The sequence below is a fragment of the Thioalkalivibrio sp. ALJ2 genome, assembly GCF_000378325.1.
GTDB lineage: Bacteria > Pseudomonadota > Gammaproteobacteria > Ectothiorhodospirales > Ectothiorhodospiraceae > Thioalkalivibrio.
This window is the reverse complement of the sequence record NZ_KB899554.1, coordinates 496,976-513,870: the sequence shown is the minus strand read 5'-3', so window position 1 is coordinate 513,870 and position 16,895 is coordinate 496,976. Positions and strand designations below refer to the sequence as shown.

The following is a 16,895-nucleotide window of genomic DNA, read 5'->3' as shown; positions in this document are numbered from 1 at the left end:
GCACGACGCGCCTTGTCTCGGAAAACCTGGGGTGCCAACGCGAGTGTGTAAATTGGTCAGTGTTTCCCTTAGGAAACACCGGCCGACGTGCATGCCACCCCCTTGGAAAGGTGCAAAGCCCCAACTCGGTGGCAGAAAATCGTTGACACGGATGAGAACACAAATAACAATCGTTCTCGTCTAATTTGATCAATGGAAGATTCAGTATGTCGTTTCGCCCCCTTTCCTGGCTGGTGATGGCCGCCGCAGCCGTGGCCGTCTCCATGCCCCTGGTCGGCTGCAGCCCGGCCGACGAAGATGAAGTGAACCTTTACTCGGCGCGGCAGGAGAATCTGATCCAGCCCCTGCTCGAGCAGTTCACCGAGGAGACCGGGATCAAGGTGAACCTGGTCACCGGCAGCGCGGACAGCCTGCTACAACGCCTGCGCCACGAAGGGCGCAACTCGCCCGCGGACGTGCTGATCACCGTGGACGCCGGGCGCCTGCACCACGCCCAGCAGGCGGGTGTGCTGCAGGCTGTGGAATCCGACACGCTGGCCGAGAACATCCCCGAGCGCTATCGCGATCCCGAAGGCGAGTGGTACGGCCTGTCGCTGCGCGCGCGCCCAATCCTCTATCACAAGGACCGGGTCGATCCGGATGACCTGTCCACCTACGAGGCCCTGACCGACGAGCAATGGGAAGGTCGTATCTGCATCCGCTCGTCCGACAACGTCTACAACCAGTCGTTGGTGGCCGCGATGATCGCGACCGAGGGCGCGGAGGCCGCCGAGGCCTGGGCCGCCGGCATCGTGAACAACATGGCGCGCCGGCCGCAGGGCGGCGACCGGGACCAGATTCGCGCGGTGGCCGACGGGGTTTGTGATGTTGCCATCGCCAACACCTACTACCTGGGACTGATGCTGGACGGCGATGGCAGCGACCGCGATGTCGCCGAACAGATCGGCGTCTTCTGGCCCAACCAGGACGACCGCGGCACACACGTGAACATCAGTGGTGCGGGCGTAACGGCACATGCCCCGAACCGCGACAACGCCATCCGCCTGATCGAGTTTCTGACCTCGCAGGAGGCGCAACAGTGGTACGCCGAGGCAAACCAGGAATACCCGATCCGGGATGACGTGCCGGCCAGCGAGATCCTGCAGGGCTTTGGCGAGTTCAAGTCCGACGACATCGAGCTGCACCTGCTGGGCGACAACAATAGCGAGGCGGTGCGAATCATGGACCGCGTACGCTGGCGCTGATGCCCTTCGGGTCCACGCGTTTCGCAAGCCCCCGGCTCCGTCCGGGGGCTTACTGTTTCTGCGAAGCCTTTAATGGAGGAGCGGTCTTGGTGGTATTCGAAACAAGAACCTTTATTATTCGCACTCCATGAGCGCCCAGCCCTCCAACCCAGCCCTGCCCGCTACGCGAACCATTTCTCGGGGCCGGCCGCGACTGTCGTTCAGTCTGTGGTCGGTCGTGGCGATTACGGTGGCGCTGGTGCTCGCACTGCCGGTGCTGGTGATCTTCGGGCACGTGTTCATCCCCGCGGGCGAGGTCTGGGAACACCTGCGCCAGACGGTACTGGCCGATTACGTCACCAACTCCCTGGCCCTGCTGGTCGGTGTCGGCATCGGGGTGCTGCTGATCGGCGTCCCGGTCGCCTGGCTGGTGAGCATGTGCGAGTTCCCCGGACGCAGCATCTTTCAGTGGGCGCTGATGCTGCCGCTGGCGATGCCGGCCTATATCATCGCCTACACCTATACCGGCATGCTGGACTTCTCCGGGCCGGTGCAGAGCCTGATCCGCGACCTGACCGGGCTGGGCTACGGGGAGTACTTCTTCCCCGAGATCCGCTCGCTCGGCGGGGCGATGGTCATGCTGATGCTGGTGCTCTATCCGTATGTGTACCTGCTCAGTCGCGCGGCCTTTCTCGAACAATCGGTCTGTGTGCTGGAGGTCTCGCGCACGCTCGGTCAGGGGCCATTCGGCGGATTTCGTCGCGTGGCCCTGCCGCTGGCCCGCCCGGCGATCATCGCCGGGCTGACGCTTGCGCTGATGGAGGTGCTCGCGGACTACGGTACGGTCGCCTACTTCGGCATCAGCACCTTTACCACCGGCGTGTTCCGCACCTGGTACGGGCTGGGCGACCCAGCCGCCGCCGCGCAGCTCTCGGCGGTGCTGCTGACTTTCGTTTTCATACTCATCGTGCTGGAGCGCTGGTCGCGCGCAAAGGCCCGCTTCCATCACACCAGCCGCCGCTACTCCACCCTGCCGCGCTATCGCCTGCAGGGCTGGAAGGCCGCGGCGGCGTTCACCGCCTGCCTGCTACCGGTGGTGCTCGGGTTCCTGCTGCCCGCTGCCCAGCTCACGATCTGGGCGGCACAAACCACCGACCACTGGATGAACGCCCGCTTCGCCGAGCTGGTGTTCAACACCTTCTGGCTGGCGGTGGCCGCTGCCGTGATCGCAGTAGTCCTGGCCCTGGTTCTGGCCTACGCCAAGCGCATGCAAGGCGGGACCTTTACCAACCTCGCCGTGCGCGTAGCGGGCATGGGCTACGCGATCCCCGGCACGGTGATCGCGATTGGCGTAATGATCCCGTTCGCCGCCTTCGACAACGCCTTGGACGGCTTCATGCGCGACACCTTCGGGCTGTCGACCGGGCTGCTGCTGTCCGGCACCGTGTTCGCCCTGCTGTTTGCCTACGCGGTGCGCTTTCTCGCGGTCTCGCTGCAGACCGTGGAGGCGGGGCTGGGCAAGATCCAGCCAAGCATGGACGACGCCGCCCGTTCGCTCGGCATGCGTCCCCTGCAGACCCTGACCCGCGTACACCTGCCGATCATGCGCGGCACCCTGCTGACGGCGCTGTTGCTGGTCTTTGTCGATGTACTCAAGGAGCTGCCCGCGACGCTGATCCTGCGCCCGTTCGATTTCAACACCCTCGCGGTGCGCGCCTTCGAGCTGGCCGGCGACGAACGGCTGGCGGAATCCTCCAGTGCCGCACTGGCCATCGTGCTGGTCGGGCTGGTTCCCGTTATCCTGCTGTCGATGACCATCGGTCGCTCGCGGCCCGGTCAGGGCGCACCCGACCAGCGCCCGGACACCGAGGCCGACGCGCCACAGAAACCGCTCCCCATGCCCGCCGGTACGACCTGACATGACACAAGCCGCTACTTCCAACGCCGCCATCCAGGTCACCCATACGCCACTGCTGGAACTGGATAGCATCGACATCGGCTATGACGGCAAGGCTGTGGTGCACGGGGTCTCGCTGGCCCTGCCCGAGGGGCAGATCGGCTGCCTGCTGGGCCCCTCCGGTTGCGGCAAGACCACCCTGCTGCGCGCGATTGCGGGCTTCGAACCGGTGATGCGCGGGGCCATTCATCTGGGCGGGCGGGCCGTCAGCGAGCCCGGACACACTGTGCCCCCGGAACGCCGTGGCGTCGGCATGGTGTTCCAGGATTTCGCGCTGTTTCCGCACCTGAGTGTCGCCGACAACATCGCCTTCGGCATCCGCGACTGGAGCCGCGATGCACGTACCGATCGCGTTCAGACACTGCTGAAGCTCGTCGGCCTGTCCGGATACGGCGAGTCCTATCCGCACGCCCTGTCCGGCGGCCAGCAGCAGCGCATCGCACTGGCGCGCGCCCTGGCGCCGAAACCCGCGCTCCTGCTGCTGGACGAGCCCTTCTCCAGCATGGACGTGGAGCTGCGCGGTGACCTGGCCCGCGAGGTGCGGCGCATCCTGCGTGCGGAGCACACCACCGCGATCCTGGTGACCCATGACCAGCACGAGGCCTTCGCCTTTGCTGACCGCATCGCGGTGATCCACCAGGGCCGCATTGCGCAATGGGATACCGCCTACAACCTGTACCACCGCCCGGCCGACCGCTTTGTCGCGGACTTTGTCGGCGAGGGCACACTGATCCCCGGCATGGTATGCACCGAGGACCAGGTCGACACGGCCTTTGGCGAGATCCAGGGTTCGATGTCCGAGCAGCTCCCGCCGGGCACTGCGGTGGACGTGCTGGTACGCCCGGACGATATCGCCATCGACAACGAACAGGGCACGGTGCAAACCGAGATCCTGGACAAGGCCTTCCGCGGGGCTGACTTCCTCTACACCCTGAGGCTCCCCGACGGGATCAGCGTGCTGTGCATCGCACCCAGCCACGACAACTTCGTGATCGGCGAGCATGTGCGCCTGCGCCTGGACTTCACCCATCTGGTGGTGTTCTCGCGCGGGAGCGGAGTGGACTGCCCGAGCGTCTGAACCCAGGGGAGACACTGACGTGATCCTTGTCGGGAACTCACGTCCGCGGCAAGACACTGATAGGGACGCCCCCTTTTCCCAAAGCCCTGCGGCTTCCCGCTATCATCGATCCATGACCCTTCTTCCTCGCCCGCATCCATTTTCCCTGCTGCATGCGCATGCGGTTCGGCGGATGAGATGGATCGGGATTCTGCTGGCGCTGCTGGCATTCCCCCTGGCGGCCGACGAGGACAATGGCCCGGTACCGGGCCTGGTGCTGGAGGGCGGCACGGAGCTCCAGCGCGAGAACATTCGCAACAGCCTCAACCTGGCGCGTCAGCCCTGCGACCTGCCCGGCTTTCGCGAGCGCCGCCTGCTACGCGATATGGAGGAGCGAGCCCGCAATGCCCTGCGCGCCGTCGGCCACTACGATGCCGAACTGGACCTGAGTCTGGAACGCGACAACGACGGCTGCTGGGACCTGCACCTGACGTTCGATCCCGGCCCTCCGACCACAGTGGAAACCGTCGACATCCAGGTCACCGGCGAGGGGGTCGGCGATCTCGCGTTCGAGGCCGTACTCAGCCAGACCGACATCCAGGAAGGCGATGTCCTGCGCCATGACCGCTACGACACCCTGCGCAATCGCATGACGCGGATTGCGGCGGATCGCGGCTATTTCGACGCGGACCTGCACACCCGCCGCCTGGAGGTCGACCGCGAAAACCGCACCGCGACCATCCGCCTGCACATGGACACCGGGGAGCGATACCGCATCGGCCGGGTCACGCTGGACCAGGACATCCTGGCGCCAGAGTTCGTCGAGCGCATGATCCCTTTCGAGGAGGGCGACCCCTACAGCTCCTCGCAGATCATCGCGCTGCAGCGAAACCTGAATGACTCGGGGTACTTTTCCGGCGTACGGGTACGCCCCCTGCGTGACGAGGCCGAGGACCGCCACGTCCCGATCGTGGCCGAGTTCGAGCCTCGTCGGCGGCACAGCTACGAGGCCGGCATCGGCTACTCCACCGATATCGGCCCGCGCCTGCGCTTTCGTTTCGAGAACCGCTATGCCAACAAGCGCGGTCACCGCTATCACGCGGAGCTGGAGGCCTCCCCGGTACGCTCCGGTGTGGGCTTCAACTACGCGATCCCGCTGCGTGACCCGCTGCGCGAGCAGCTGAACCTGTTCACGACCTACCGCACCGAGGACACCGATTCCCAGCAGTCGGACCGCTTCCAGATCGGGGCCAACCGCGTGCTGCAGCGAACCGGCGGCTGGCAAACCACCGAGGGCCTGCGCTACGAGTACGAGGACTACACCGTCGGCGAAGAGACGGATCGCAGCCGCCTGCTGATCCCGTCTTACCGCATCGGCCGCATGGAGGCGGACGACCCGATGACCCCACGCCGCGGCTACCGCTTCGACATCACCGTGCAGGGGGCCCAGGAAGAGCTGCTATCCAGCACCTCGTTCGCTCAGGTGCTGGCCAGCGGCAAAGTCGTACGCGCCATCGGCCCGGGACGGGTCCTGGCCCGCGCCGATGCCGGATTCACCGAGGTGGATTCGGTCCACGAACTACCCAGCTCCCTGCGCTTTTTCGCCGGCGGGGACGCCAGCATCCGCGGCTACGGCTACCAGAAGGTCGGCCCGACCAACGAGGACGGCGACGTGATCGGCGGGCGCCACAAGGTGGTCGGCAGCCTGGAGTACGACATCCCGGTTCGCGGCAACTGGAGCGCCGCCGCCTTTGTGGATGCAGGCAACGTCGTCAACGAATGGACCGAGTTCGACCCGGTCTACGGCGTCGGCGTGGGCGTGCGCTGGCGTTCGCCCGTGGGACCGATCCGCGTCGACATCGCCCACGGCCCGGATTCCGATGACGACTTCCGCATCCACTTCTCCATGGGGCCGGACCTGTGAGGCGCCTGGGCAAGACACTGCTGTGGCTGATCGGCGGGGTCCTGCTGCTCCTGGTCCTGGTGATCGGGAGTTTGGTCGCCCTGCTCGCCTCCGAGAGCGGCACGCGCTGGCTGGTCGAACAGGCCGAGCAGCACGCCCCAGTGGATCTGCGCATCGAACGCGTGGAGGGCACGCTGTTCACCGAGCTCGCAATCCACGGTCTCTACCTGTCCCTGCCGGACGGCCCCCGCATCGAACTGGACGAGGGCCGCCTGGGCATCGACGCCCGCGCCGGCCTGCGCGGTGAGCTGCGGATCCCGGTTGTACATGCGACCGGGCTGCTGATCGACCTGCCACCCGAGGCGATCGATGACGACGAAGAGCCCTTCGAACTACCCGATGCGATCCGCCTCCCATTGGCCGTGCAGCTGGACGATGTCCTGCTGAGCGACCTGCGGGTCTACCGCGAAGGCGAGCCGCTGGTCACCATCACGCAGATCGCGGCCCAGGCCCGCGCCAGCGGCGCCCTGATCGAACTCCAGCACCTCGACCTGGACATGCCGGAGATCCAGGCACGATTACAGGCGCGGGTCGAGACTGAAGGTGACTACGCGGTGAACGCCGAGGGCACCTGGACCTCGCCCCTGCCGGACGCCGTGGCCGAAGGCCTCGACACCAGCGAGGCACAGGGGCGGCTGGAGCTGGACGGACACCTGCGTGAGCGCCTGCGGCTGCATCACGCCCTGAGCGCCGGCATGGATCTGACCCTGCAGGCCGAGGTGGTCAATGTGCTGGAGGACCCGCGCTTCGACATCGAGGCCACCTGGACCCCGTTCGCCTACCGTCTCGCCCCGGACCAGACCGCGCATCTCGCCATGGGACGGCTGCGTGCTTCCGGCGAGCCCGACGACTGGTCGCTGGGCCTGGATGGCGGCGCCCGGCTGGACGACATGCCGGCAGTCGAACTCGTGCTACAGGCCCATGGCGATTTGTCCATGGCCGAGATCGAGTCACTGAGGCTGGATTCCGAGGCCGGACGCCTGGCGCTCGCCGGACCCATCCGCTTCGACGAGGTCCTCGACTGGGACCTGCAACTGGCGCTCGACGACCTCGCCCCCGCCCCCCTGGGTCTGGAAATGGACGCCGGCCTGGAACACCTGCGGGCCACCCTGCGGGGCCGCCTCCCGCTGGACAGCGAACAGACACCGCTCGCGGCCCTGGAAGCCGCGATCGACATCGACGAGCTGCGAGGCCACTTCGAGGACCACGCCCTGACCGGACAGCTGGGCCTGACGCTCGCGGACGGTACGGCCCGCCTGCGCGAGAGCGAACTCAAGGTCGACGAAGACGCCCTGACGGCCGCCCTCAGTGGACAGGTCGCGGGGCTGGGCGGGGACCTGTCCGATCCGGGGCACGCGCTGGATCTCGAAATGGATCTGGCACTGACCGCACCGGATCTCGCGCGCCTGCAGGAAGAGCTGGAAGGTCACCTGGATCAGCTGCGCATCGCCGTGTCCGGCCGCTATACCCCCGCCTCGGGACAGCTCCAGGCCCAGCTGCGCCTGGACCCCCTGCGGGCTGAAAGTCATGGCATTGGCGTGACCGGCGACGGGCGCGTGGACCTGACCGAGAGCGGCGCCCGGATCGATCGCCTGCGCCTGGCGATGGACGACGGCGGGCGCCTGGATCTGGCGGGAGACGTAGGCTGGGCCGAGGGTCTCGACTGGGACCTCGCACTGCAGGCCGAGGCATTGGACCCGGCCATCATCACACCCGAGGCACCCGGCCGCCTCGACCTGACACTCAGCACCCGCGGCGGGCAGGCCGAGGACGGCGTACTGCATCTGCAGGCCGAACTGGAGCGCCTGACCGGCACCCTGCGCGAGCAGCCGGTCGAAGGGCGCGGCCGAGCCGAGCTGGAAGGCGATGCCCTGACGGTCGAACAACTGGAGCTGGCGCTCGGCGCCAACACCCTGAGCGCACAGGGCCGCTGGACCGAGGTGCTGGATTTCCGCCTGCGGGTAGATGCCCCGGAACTGCAGCAGCTATGGCCCGACCTTGCGGGACAACTGAACCTGGATGCGCACGTCACCGGGTCTCCCGAGGCGCCACAGGTAGCGGCCGAAGGCGACGGTGCCGGCCTCCGGCTGGGGGATATCGCGCTGGCGCGGCTGCAGCTGAACGCCGAGGCCGGGCTCGCGGAAGACACCCCCGCCCGGCTGGACCTGCGGCTGGAGGACCTGGAACCGGCCACCGGGATCCACCTGGCCGACGTGCACCTGAGGGCCTCGGGGACCGTCGACGACCATCGCCTGGATCTGGACGTGGATGGCCGGGAACTGGGTACGCTGGCACTGGCGATGGCGGGGGGCTTCGACCTCGACGCCACGCACTGGAGCGGCCGGCTGACCCGCCTGGACCTGACGCAACCCCAGGCGGGCGACTGGTCGTTGCCGTCCCCGGTCGGCCTGGAAGGCGGCCCGGAGTCCGCAGACCTCGAGCGTCTGTGCCTGGCCCGGGAAGGCGGGCGCATCTGCGCCGAAGGTCGCTGGCAGGAGGCGACAGGCGGAGACTTCAGTGCACTCCTGGAGAACCTGGAGCTTGGCTGGCTGGAGCCCCTGTTGCCGCCTGAACTGGGCATCGAGGGGCAGATCAATGCCGAGGCCAGCGGCCGCCTGGATGAGCAGGGGCGCATCGACGCGGATCTGGCCGTACGCCCGACGGATGGGCGCCTGATGGTGCGCGACGAGGATGGCGAGTTGCAGGATGTGCCCTACCGGGATGTCCATCTCGATGCGCGGGTACGCGACCGCGACGTGGATGTCGATTTTCGACTCGGCTTTCTCGATGGCGGTATCGCACGGGCGACACTCGAACTACGTCCCGACGGCGACTATACGCGCATCGATGGCGATTTCGAGGCCCGCCTCGATGATCTGTCCTGGATTGCGGCGGCAAGCCCCGACATTCAGCGCCTTCGCGGCGTGCTCGATGCCCGGCTGACCTTCGGCGGACGCCTGGATGCCCCGCTGGTCGAGGGCGCTGTGCGCTTTAGCGACGGGGGTGTGCTGATCCCGGATGCCGGGATCGACATCCTGATCCCCGAGGTCAACGCCAATGTCGTCTCCGCCGAGGAGATGACCCTGGACGGGCGGCTGGAGTCAGGCGATGGCGCCATCGACCTCGCGGGTCGCGTGGACCTGGGGGACGATGGACCGCGTGCCGAGATGCAGCTGCGTGGAGAAGACTTCCTCGCCGTGAATCGGGTGGACGCCGAGGCGACGATCACACCGGACCTGGAGCTGGTGTTCACCCCCGAGGATGGCATCCGCGTGCGCGGGGAGGTGCTGCTGCCCTGGGCACGGATCCGTCCGCCGGACCTGCCCCCGGGCGCGATCCGCGTCTCCGGAGACGAGATCATCCTGGGTGAGGAACTGGAAGAGGCGCAGGCGCTGAAGACGGATATCCGCATCCGTATCCGCCTGGGTGACGACGTGCGCTTTGACGGCCACGGGCTTACTGCCCGCTTTGCCGGCGAGGTGGATGTCGAGGAGATTGCCGGGCGCCCCACCCAGCTGTTCGGGGAGATTCGCATCCCCGAGGGGCGCTTCAATGCTTACGGACAGGATCTGCGAGTCGACCGCGGCATCCTGCTGTTCCAGGGGCCTGCGGAAACACCGGAACTGGACCTGCGCGCCGTGCGCACGGTACGCGAGTACAACGTAACGGTGGGCCTCGAGATCGGCGGGACCCCGGACAACCTGCGCTCGAGGGTGTTCTCGGAACCCGCGATGGACGAGACCGAAGCCATGGCCTTCCTGCTGACCGGACGGCCACTCTCGGGGGCGTCGGAGTCGGACGGCAACATGATCGCGTCGGCGGCCGCGGCCTACGGCCTCGAACAAAGCGCGCTGATCACCCAGCGGATCGGGACGGAACTGGGGCTGGACGAGGTTACGATTGATACTGAAGGCGGTATCGAGGAGAGCGCCCTGACCCTGGGGCTGTATCTGTCCCCGCGCCTGCTGCTGCGCTACTCGGTGGGCTTGTTCGACAATACCTCGCGGGTGTTGCTGAGCTACGAGCTCAGCCGGCGGCTGACACTGGAGACCTCCTCCGGCACCACCGAGCAGACCGTAGACCTGATCTACCGGATCGAACGCTAAGCCCGAACCAGGCTCCGGGACCTGTCAGGATCGCTCCAGCTTCTTCGCGCGTTCCGACCTCTGGTGCGTCTATCTAGCTCGATTCCCCGTTGTGGCGGATAGCCTGCTGAATGCGCTGACGGATCTGGCTGCGGTAGAGCTGCTCGTTGGGGATACCGACTAGCGGCTGGCCCACCGGATTGCCCTCGGCGTCAAAGGCCATGATGGTCGGGACCACACGCGCCCCGTAGGCACGGCCCAGCTCGTGACCGCGGCGCACCTCGCCGTCGAAGTCGCGCACCTCGTCACGGTTGAGGATGACCTTGCGAATGTGGATACCCTCGTAGCTCGCATCCTCGCTCATCGGACCCAGGTGCTGGTGTTCCGCCCGATCACAATAGGGACAGCTGTCGGAGGCGAACATGATCAGGGTCGGCTTGCCGTCCCCGTTCTGCACCAGGGACTGCAGATCCGTGGCCCGCTCGATCCCATGCGCGGAGGCGGCGCCAGACAGCAACATGCCCCCGAGCATCATGACGACCGTCAGGCCGACCAGACGGATGCCCTTGTGTAGCTTGAGCGTATGCAGATTCATGATCAGTAAGGTCCTCCGGTTTTGGAGTTAGTCTAGGACGGAAGGCTTAACCGGAACTTAACGCGCCCCCGCGCCGCAACCACATAACCAGGGCTCCAAGACCCTTCATAAAAAAGGCCCCGCCGAGGCGGGGCCTGATTCCCGGACCATCGGACGAACCGATGGCCGGATACCGACAGCTATAGAGACCTTAGTCGGCGCGCTGACGCACGTCGGAGGTCACTTCCACGCGACGGTTGGCCTCGCGACCTTCGCGGGTGGAGTTGTCGGCGGTCGGGCGGTCCTCACCGTAGCCCACGGTACGGATGTCGTCTTCACGCACACCTTCGCTGGCCAGGAAGTCGGCCACGGACTGGGCGCGACGCTCGGACAGGCCCTGGTTGTAATCGGCCGGGCCGATGGTGCAGGTGTGACCTTCGACCAGCACCGAGCTGTACTCGGCGTCGTCGGCGGTCAGGCTGCGGGCCAGTTCACGCAGGGCATCGCGGCCTTCCGAACGCAGTTCGGCGCTGTCAAAATCGAACAGGGCCTGGGCGCTCAGCGTGGTGGTTTCAAACTCGGGCTCGGGCTCGGGCTCGGGCTCGGGGGCCGGATCCGGCTCGGGGGCCTCCGCGGTTTCCTGGATGTAACCGGCGCACTCGGAATGACGGACGTTTTCCGGTGCCCAGGAACGGGTGCGCACGCACTCGCCAGAGCGATCCATCACGACATTACCGCTGCGGTCGGTGACGTTGGCCGCCGGCGGCTCCTGAGCCACTGCCTGGCTCGCGGTACCGATCAGCAGCGTGGCCACGGACGCGGCCAGAATATTCTTAACCAGCTTGTGATTCATGTTCATAGCCTCCTTGTAAAAACAAACGACGACTGATCAGAGACAAGCGCGTTGCCGAACGGTTGACTCCCGACCGGAATCTGGAGCAGCGAGCGCCAAGCCCTCTACAGCAGCTTGATAGTGGCACATGCTTTCCGGTTTTGCACGCATTCCAGCCAAGAATTGTATCGGCATCACAACGTTGTCACATTAAGGAAACACCTGCCTGTGATCAGGCGACTCCCTTCTTCTGTCTGATCAGGGCAACTACCTGCCCATCAAAACGCCGACCTTACCTAGAACCTTGTTCCCTTAAGGACACACAGATTACTTGTGGGTTCCGATGTACAAGAACAGGGTGGCGCGATCCAGACAAAAAGACCCCGCCGCAGCGGGGTCTCCTGTTGCTTGGCGTCACAAAAGGCCGAGCGGCTTACATCATGCCGCCCATGCCTCCCATACCGCCCATACCACCCATGTCGTCCATGCCGCCACCGGCACCGCCGTCGTCCTTCTTCGGCAGCTCGGCCACCATGGCCTCGGTGGTGATCAGCAGGGCGGCCACGGACGCGGCGTTCTGCAGCGCCGAGCGGGTCACCTTGGTCGGATCCAGGATGCCCATATCGATCATGTCGCCGAACTCGCCGGACGCGGCGTTATAGCCGTAGTTACCCTTGCCTTCCAGGACCTTGTTCAGGATCACGGAGGGCTCTTCGCCGGTGTTGTAGACGATCTGGCGCAGCGGCTCTTCCATCGCGCGACGGGCGATGTTCACGCCGGCGGTCTGCTCGTCGTTGTCACCCTTGAGCTTGGCGATCGCCGCACAGGCACGCAGCAGGGCCACGCCACCGCCGGGGACCACGCCTTCTTCAACCGCCGCACGCGTGGCGTGCAGGGCGTCCTCGACGCGGGCCTTCTTCTCTTTCATCTCGACCTCGGTGGCAGCACCGACCTTGATCACCGCCACACCACCGGCCAGTTTGGCCACGCGTTCCTGCAGCTTTTCCTTGTCGTAGTCGGAAGTCGCTTCCTCGATCTGGGCACGGATCTGGTCGACGCGGGCCTTGATGTCCTTGTTCTGACCCATGCCGTCGATGATCGTGGTGTTTTCCTTGGTCACCTGCACCTTCTTGGCACGACCCAGGTCTTCCACCGTGGTCTTCTCCAGCGACAGGCCGACCTCTTCGGAGATCACCTGGCCGCCGGTCAGCACGGCGATGTCCTGCAGCATGGCCTTGCGGCGGTCGCCAAAGCCCGGGGCCTTCACGGCGGCAACCTTCACGATGCCGCGCATGGAGTTCACCACCAGCGTGGCCAGGGCCTCGCCCTCGATGTCCTCGGCGATGATCAGCAGCGGCTTGTTGGACTTGGCCACACCTTCCAGGATCGGCAGCAGATCACGGATGTTCGAGATCTTCTTGTCGAACAGGAGGATGTAGGCGTCGTCCAGCTCGGCGCTCATGTTCTGCTGGTTGTTGATGAAGTACGGCGACAGGTAGCCGCGGTCGAACTGCATACCTTCCACGACATCCAGCTCGTTCTCCAGCGAGGAGCCTTCCTCGACGGTGATCACGCCTTCTTTGCCGACCTTGTCCATCGCATCGGCGATGATCTCGCCAATCGCGGTGTCGGAGTTGGCGGAGATCGAGCCGACCTGAGCGATCGCCTTGTGCTCGGTGCACGGCTTGGACAGTTTCTTCAGTTCCTGGGTCGCGGACTTCACGGCCTTGTCGATGCCGCGCTTCAGGTCCATCGGGTTCATGCCAGCGGTGACCGCCTTCATGCCTTCACGGACGATGGACTGAGCCAGCACGGTCGCGGTGGTGGTGCCGTCACCGGCGGCGTCGGAGGTCTGCGAGGAGACTTCCTTGACCAGCTGGGCGCCCATGTTCTCGAACTTGTCATCCAGTTCGATTTCCTTGGCCACGGACACGCCGTCCTTGGTGACAGTCGGGGCGCCGAAGGCCTTGTCCAGGACCACGTTGCGGCCCTTGGGACCGAGGGTGACCTTCACGGCGTTGGCCAGGGTGTTCACGCCCTTGGCCATGCGGGTGCGGGCGTCGTTACCAAAACGGACTTCTTTAGCACTCATGTCTCGTTCTACTCCTGCAAAAAATGGGGATAGGGGCGGATCCGCGGGGCTTAGCCCTCGATCACGGCCATGATGTCGTCTTCGCGCATCACCAGGACGTCTTCGCCTTCGACCTTGACCTCGGTGCCGGAGTACTTGCCGAACAGCACCTTGTCGCCAGCCTTCACGTCCAGGGCGCGGACTTCGCCGCTTTCCAGGATCTTGCCGTTACCGACCGCAACCACTTCGCCGCGAATCGGCTTTTCGGCCGCCGAGTCCGGGATCACGATGCCGCCGGGGCTGGTGCGTTCTTCTTCCATACGCTTCACGATGACGCGATCGTGCAAAGGCCGCAGGTTCATGGTGCGAACTCCTTATATCGATGTTCTTAACAGGTTGGAGGATGTCGGGTAGGCGCCCTGTTAGCACCCACCCCGAACGAGTGCTAATAATAGGGGCACACCAAGCCGAGTCAAGGGCGCGGGGAAGGAGAATTCTCAGCGGCGGTCGTCGTGGTCCAGGCGATCATCGGGCGCGGACTCGTCACCGGCGTCGTGGCGACGGAACTCCCCCTCGATCGGGCCGCCCGGCCCGGCCGGACCCGAGCCACTCGTGCGTGCCCGGATCATGCCCCGACGCAGGATGCCCTCGGCCGCCCAGCGCCGCAGCGGCGGCACCAGCAGCACAAAGCCCGCCGCGTCGGTGAAAAACCCGGGCAACAGCAGCAGGACCGCCGCCGACATCAGCAGCCAGCCCTCGACCAGCCCGCGCGCAGGCATCTCGCCGCGGGCCAGGCTCTGCTGCAAGCGGCGCCAGTGGTAGAAGCCCTGCAGGCGAAACAGCAGCAGACCCGCCGCGGCCGTCGCGATCACCAGCGCCACCGTGGCGAGCGCCCCGACAGCGTCGCCCACCCAGGCAAAGCCGAAGATCTCGAGCAATACCAACCCGAGAAAAACAAACAACGGGAGGAAGGGGCTGCGCATGAATAACGGGTTCCATAAAAGAAGAGCAGAACATTGGAACACGCCCCCAAACCGCTGTCGAACAGCCCTCTCAGGGGGCATGCCACCAACGCTCGCTTCGCTCTCTTTTCCTTGCAACCGAGAGGGAATTGAGGGACGCTCTGGCCCGTCTTAACTGTGAACGTCTTCAGAAATCCGGAGCCCAGCCGCATGAGACCGCGCCGCATCATTTCCCTGCTCCCCGCCCTGCTGGCGGCCCTGCTCCTGCTGCTCCCGGGATTGGGCAGCGCTGGCGTGGAAGACCCGCGCGATCCGAACCACCACTTCTTCGACCCGACCTTCGGCGACTTCCAGGAAGAACTGGAAGAGGCCCGCGAGGCCGGCAAGAAAGGCATCCTGCTGTTCTTCGAGATGGATGACTGCCCGTTCTGCCACCGCATGAAGAATCAGGTCCTGAATCAGCCGGAAGTGCAGGAGTTTTACAAGGACCGCTTCCGCATCTTCGCGGTGGATGTCGAAGGCTCGATTGAGGTCGTCACCTTCGAGGGCGATACCAAGACGATGATGGACTTCGCCACCCGCGACTTTCGGGTGCGTGCAACGCCGGTATTCCAGTTCTTCAACCTGGAAGGCGAACCCATCGCTCGCTTTACCGGGGCTACCCGGGATGTCGACGAATTCCTGCTGCTGGGCGAGTTCGTCGCCGAAGGGCATTACGAAGACGGCAATTTCACCCGCTTCCGTCGCGAACGCGCTGGACGATAGGTACCCCGATGCATCCAGCACATGCGGCGCGCCGGCAAGCGCGGCGTCGAATCGTAACGCCCCTTCTGGCCAGCCTCGTCGCACTCGGCGTTGCGCTTTTGCCTGCCACCGGTGGCGCACTGGACACTCCGGCAGATGGCGTGATCGATCCCGAACCACTGCCCGAGCCGTTGCGGCTGCAAAGCGCGCTGACCGCGGTCGACGCCCTCCACCCACAGGTCCGACGGGCGCGGGCGGAACGCGAGATCGCCGAACAGGAACTGGCCGGCACCCAGGCCGGGCGCGACGTCACGGTGAATGCGCGGCTGGAGGCTCGCTGGATCGAGCCCAATGACCTCGCCCCGGATCAGAGCCGCAACGACTCGCGGGCCACCATCGTCGCCCGCAAGCTGCTGAGCGACTTCGGCCAGTCAAACGCGCGCGAGGCCGCCAGCACCCAGCGCCTCGAGGCCGCCCGCGAGATGGAGATCCTGGCGCACGCCCGGCACTCGCTGCAGGTCATGGAGCGGTACTTCAACGTCCTGCTCGCCGATCTCGGTTTTGCCCGCGACACCGAGGCCATGGCAGCCGCATTCGTCAGCAAGGAGCGTGCGGAAGAACGCGCCGAGCGTGGACAGGTCTCGGATATCGAGGTCTTTCGCCTGGAGTCGGAGTACCAGACCCTGCGCGTGCAGCGCCAGCGCGCGCTGCAGAATCAGCGCCGAGCCCGCGACGAGCTGGCCGAGGCCCTGAACCGACCCGGCGAGCGCATCCGCACCGTCCTGGCGCCCGCCCTGCCGCTGGATCTCCCGGACCTCCCGGGCCTGGACGACCTGATGGCCGAACTCGACAGCGCCAATCCAACCCTTGCCGCCGAGCGCCTGCAAGTAGAGGCCGCCGCACGCGGCGTGGATGCGGCCCGCGCCCAGCGCCGCCCACGCCTGTATGCGGAGGCCGAGACGGGCTACTGGAACCGCGAGTTTGGCGGCGATCGCAACCCCTTTGCCGCCGGGCTCGTGCTGGAAGTGCCGTTGTACGAGGGGCGCCGCCAGGACAGCCGGGTCGGGCATGCGGTCGCGGCCCGGCAGCGCGCGGAGGCGGACCTGGGGCAGGCACGGATCGAGGCCCGCAACCGCCTGCGCGAGCTCTATCACGAGGCCCAGGCCCTGCGGATGCAGCGTGACGAGGCCGAATGGCGCATGGACTATCGCCAGCTGTATATCGACCGCGCCCGCTACCTGTACGACATCGAGGACCAGGCCGATCTCGGCGACTCGATGGTCCAGCAAAGTGCGGCGGCCTATTTCAATGCCCAGACCGAGTTCGAACTGGCTATGGTCTACGAGCGCCTCGCGCTGCTGACCGGCCGTAGCGACCTGAGCCCCTTTCGCCTGGCCGGCACGGCCATGGCGGAACGGGAATAACGA

12 protein-coding genes are annotated in these 16,895 nt (G+C 66.0%); 7 read left to right on the top strand and 5 right to left on the bottom strand.

The genetic code is table 11. From position 1 onward, the window contains the following. The first annotated feature begins 206 nt into the window (after positions 1–206). The 5 genes from F468_RS0102370 to F468_RS0102350 all read left to right on the top strand — a co-directional run bounded on the left by F468_RS0102370 (position 207) and on the right by F468_RS0102350 (position 10,306). The gene (locus tag F468_RS0102370) at positions 207–1,244 is read left to right on the top strand and encodes a Fe(3+) ABC transporter substrate-binding protein (protein WP_018175313.1); all 1,038 of its coding nucleotides are present in this window, start codon (positions 207–209) and stop codon (positions 1,242–1,244) included. A 217-nt stretch (positions 1,245–1,461) separates the two neighbouring features. Next, positions 1,462–3,141, top strand: coding sequence for an iron ABC transporter permease (locus F468_RS0102365; protein ID WP_018649234.1), 1,680 nt, complete (start codon positions 1,462–1,464; stop codon positions 3,139–3,141). Between the two features lies 1 nt (position 3,142). Further along, entirely contained in the window at positions 3,143–4,258 is a 1,116-nt protein-coding gene (locus tag F468_RS0102360) for an ABC transporter ATP-binding protein (protein WP_018175311.1), read from the top strand. Positions 4,259–4,430: 172 nt separating this feature from the next. Continuing rightward, positions 4,431–6,161 carry an autotransporter assembly complex family protein gene (locus F468_RS0102355; protein WP_018139063.1) on the top strand — a complete coding sequence of 577 codons (1,731 nt, stop codon included), beginning with the start codon at positions 4,431–4,433 and terminating at the stop codon, positions 6,159–6,161. Beyond that, on the top strand, positions 6,158–10,306 hold the full coding sequence (locus F468_RS0102350) for a translocation/assembly module TamB domain-containing protein (protein WP_018994561.1): 4,149 nt from the start codon (positions 6,158–6,160) through the stop codon (positions 10,304–10,306). Before F468_RS0102355 ends, F468_RS0102350 begins: the two co-directional genes overlap by 4 nt. 73 nt (positions 10,307–10,379) lie before the next feature. On the opposite strand, the gene F468_RS0102345 is transcribed toward F468_RS0102350, so the two are convergent. The 5 genes from F468_RS0102345 to F468_RS0102325 form a co-directional block, all read right to left on the bottom strand. Beyond that, positions 10,380–10,880 (bottom strand): thioredoxin fold domain-containing protein, encoded by a 501-nt coding sequence (locus F468_RS0102345; RefSeq protein ID WP_018994560.1) that lies wholly within the window; start codon positions 10,878–10,880, stop codon positions 10,380–10,382. A 190-nt stretch (positions 10,881–11,070) separates the two neighbouring features. Further along, the gene (locus tag F468_RS0102340) at positions 11,071–11,712 is read right to left on the bottom strand and encodes an OmpA family protein (RefSeq protein ID WP_018993115.1); all 642 of its coding nucleotides are present in this window, start codon (positions 11,710–11,712) and stop codon (positions 11,071–11,073) included. Positions 11,713–12,124: 412 nt separating this feature from the next. Further along, positions 12,125–13,783, bottom strand: coding sequence for a chaperonin GroEL (groL, locus tag F468_RS0102335; RefSeq protein WP_018649196.1), 1,659 nt, complete (start codon positions 13,781–13,783; stop codon positions 12,125–12,127). Positions 13,784–13,833: 50 nt separating this feature from the next. Continuing rightward, entirely contained in the window at positions 13,834–14,124 is a 291-nt protein-coding gene (gene groES, locus F468_RS0102330; protein WP_018139058.1) for a co-chaperone GroES, read from the bottom strand. Between the two features lie 135 nt (positions 14,125–14,259). After that, positions 14,260–14,745, bottom strand: coding sequence for an FxsA family protein (locus tag F468_RS0102325; protein ID WP_018139057.1), 486 nt, complete (start codon positions 14,743–14,745; stop codon positions 14,260–14,262). A 189-nt stretch (positions 14,746–14,934) separates the two neighbouring features. Here F468_RS0102325 and F468_RS0102320 point away from each other — a divergent pair, with 189 nt between their 5' ends. Together F468_RS0102320 and F468_RS0102315 are read left to right on the top strand one after the other, a co-directional pair. After that, positions 14,935–15,489, top strand: coding sequence for a thioredoxin family protein (locus F468_RS0102320; RefSeq protein WP_018139056.1), 555 nt, complete (start codon positions 14,935–14,937; stop codon positions 15,487–15,489). A gap of 140 nt (positions 15,490–15,629) precedes the next feature. Further along, the gene (locus tag F468_RS0102315; protein WP_018994559.1) at positions 15,630–16,892 is read left to right on the top strand and encodes a TolC family protein; all 1,263 of its coding nucleotides are present in this window, start codon (positions 15,630–15,632) and stop codon (positions 16,890–16,892) included. Positions 16,893–16,895: the final 3 nt, after the last annotated feature.

Excerpts from the sequence above, each read along its gene's own strand:
- F468_RS0102320 (WP_018139056.1), top strand. The coding sequence starts at position 14,935 with ATGAGACCGCGCCGCATCATTTCCCTGCTCCCCGCCCTGCTGGCGGCC.
- groL (WP_018649196.1), bottom strand. The coding sequence starts at position 13,783 with ATGAGTGCTAAAGAAGTCCGTTTTGGTAACGACGCCCGCACCCGCATG.
- F468_RS0102340 (WP_018993115.1), bottom strand. The coding sequence starts at position 11,712 with ATGAATCACAAGCTGGTTAAGAATATTCTGGCCGCGTCCGTGGCCACG.
- F468_RS0102355 (WP_018139063.1), top strand. The coding sequence starts at position 4,431 with ATGAGATGGATCGGGATTCTGCTGGCGCTGCTGGCATTCCCCCTGGCG.
- F468_RS0102360 (WP_018175311.1), top strand. The coding sequence starts at position 3,143 with ATGACACAAGCCGCTACTTCCAACGCCGCCATCCAGGTCACCCATACG.
- F468_RS0102370 (WP_018175313.1), top strand. The coding sequence starts at position 207 with ATGTCGTTTCGCCCCCTTTCCTGGCTGGTGATGGCCGCCGCAGCCGTG.
- F468_RS0102345 (WP_018994560.1), bottom strand. The coding sequence starts at position 10,880 with ATGAATCTGCATACGCTCAAGCTACACAAGGGCATCCGTCTGGTCGGC.
- groES (WP_018139058.1), bottom strand. The coding sequence starts at position 14,124 with ATGAACCTGCGGCCTTTGCACGATCGCGTCATCGTGAAGCGTATGGAA.
- F468_RS0102325 (WP_018139057.1), bottom strand. The coding sequence starts at position 14,745 with ATGCGCAGCCCCTTCCTCCCGTTGTTTGTTTTTCTCGGGTTGGTATTG.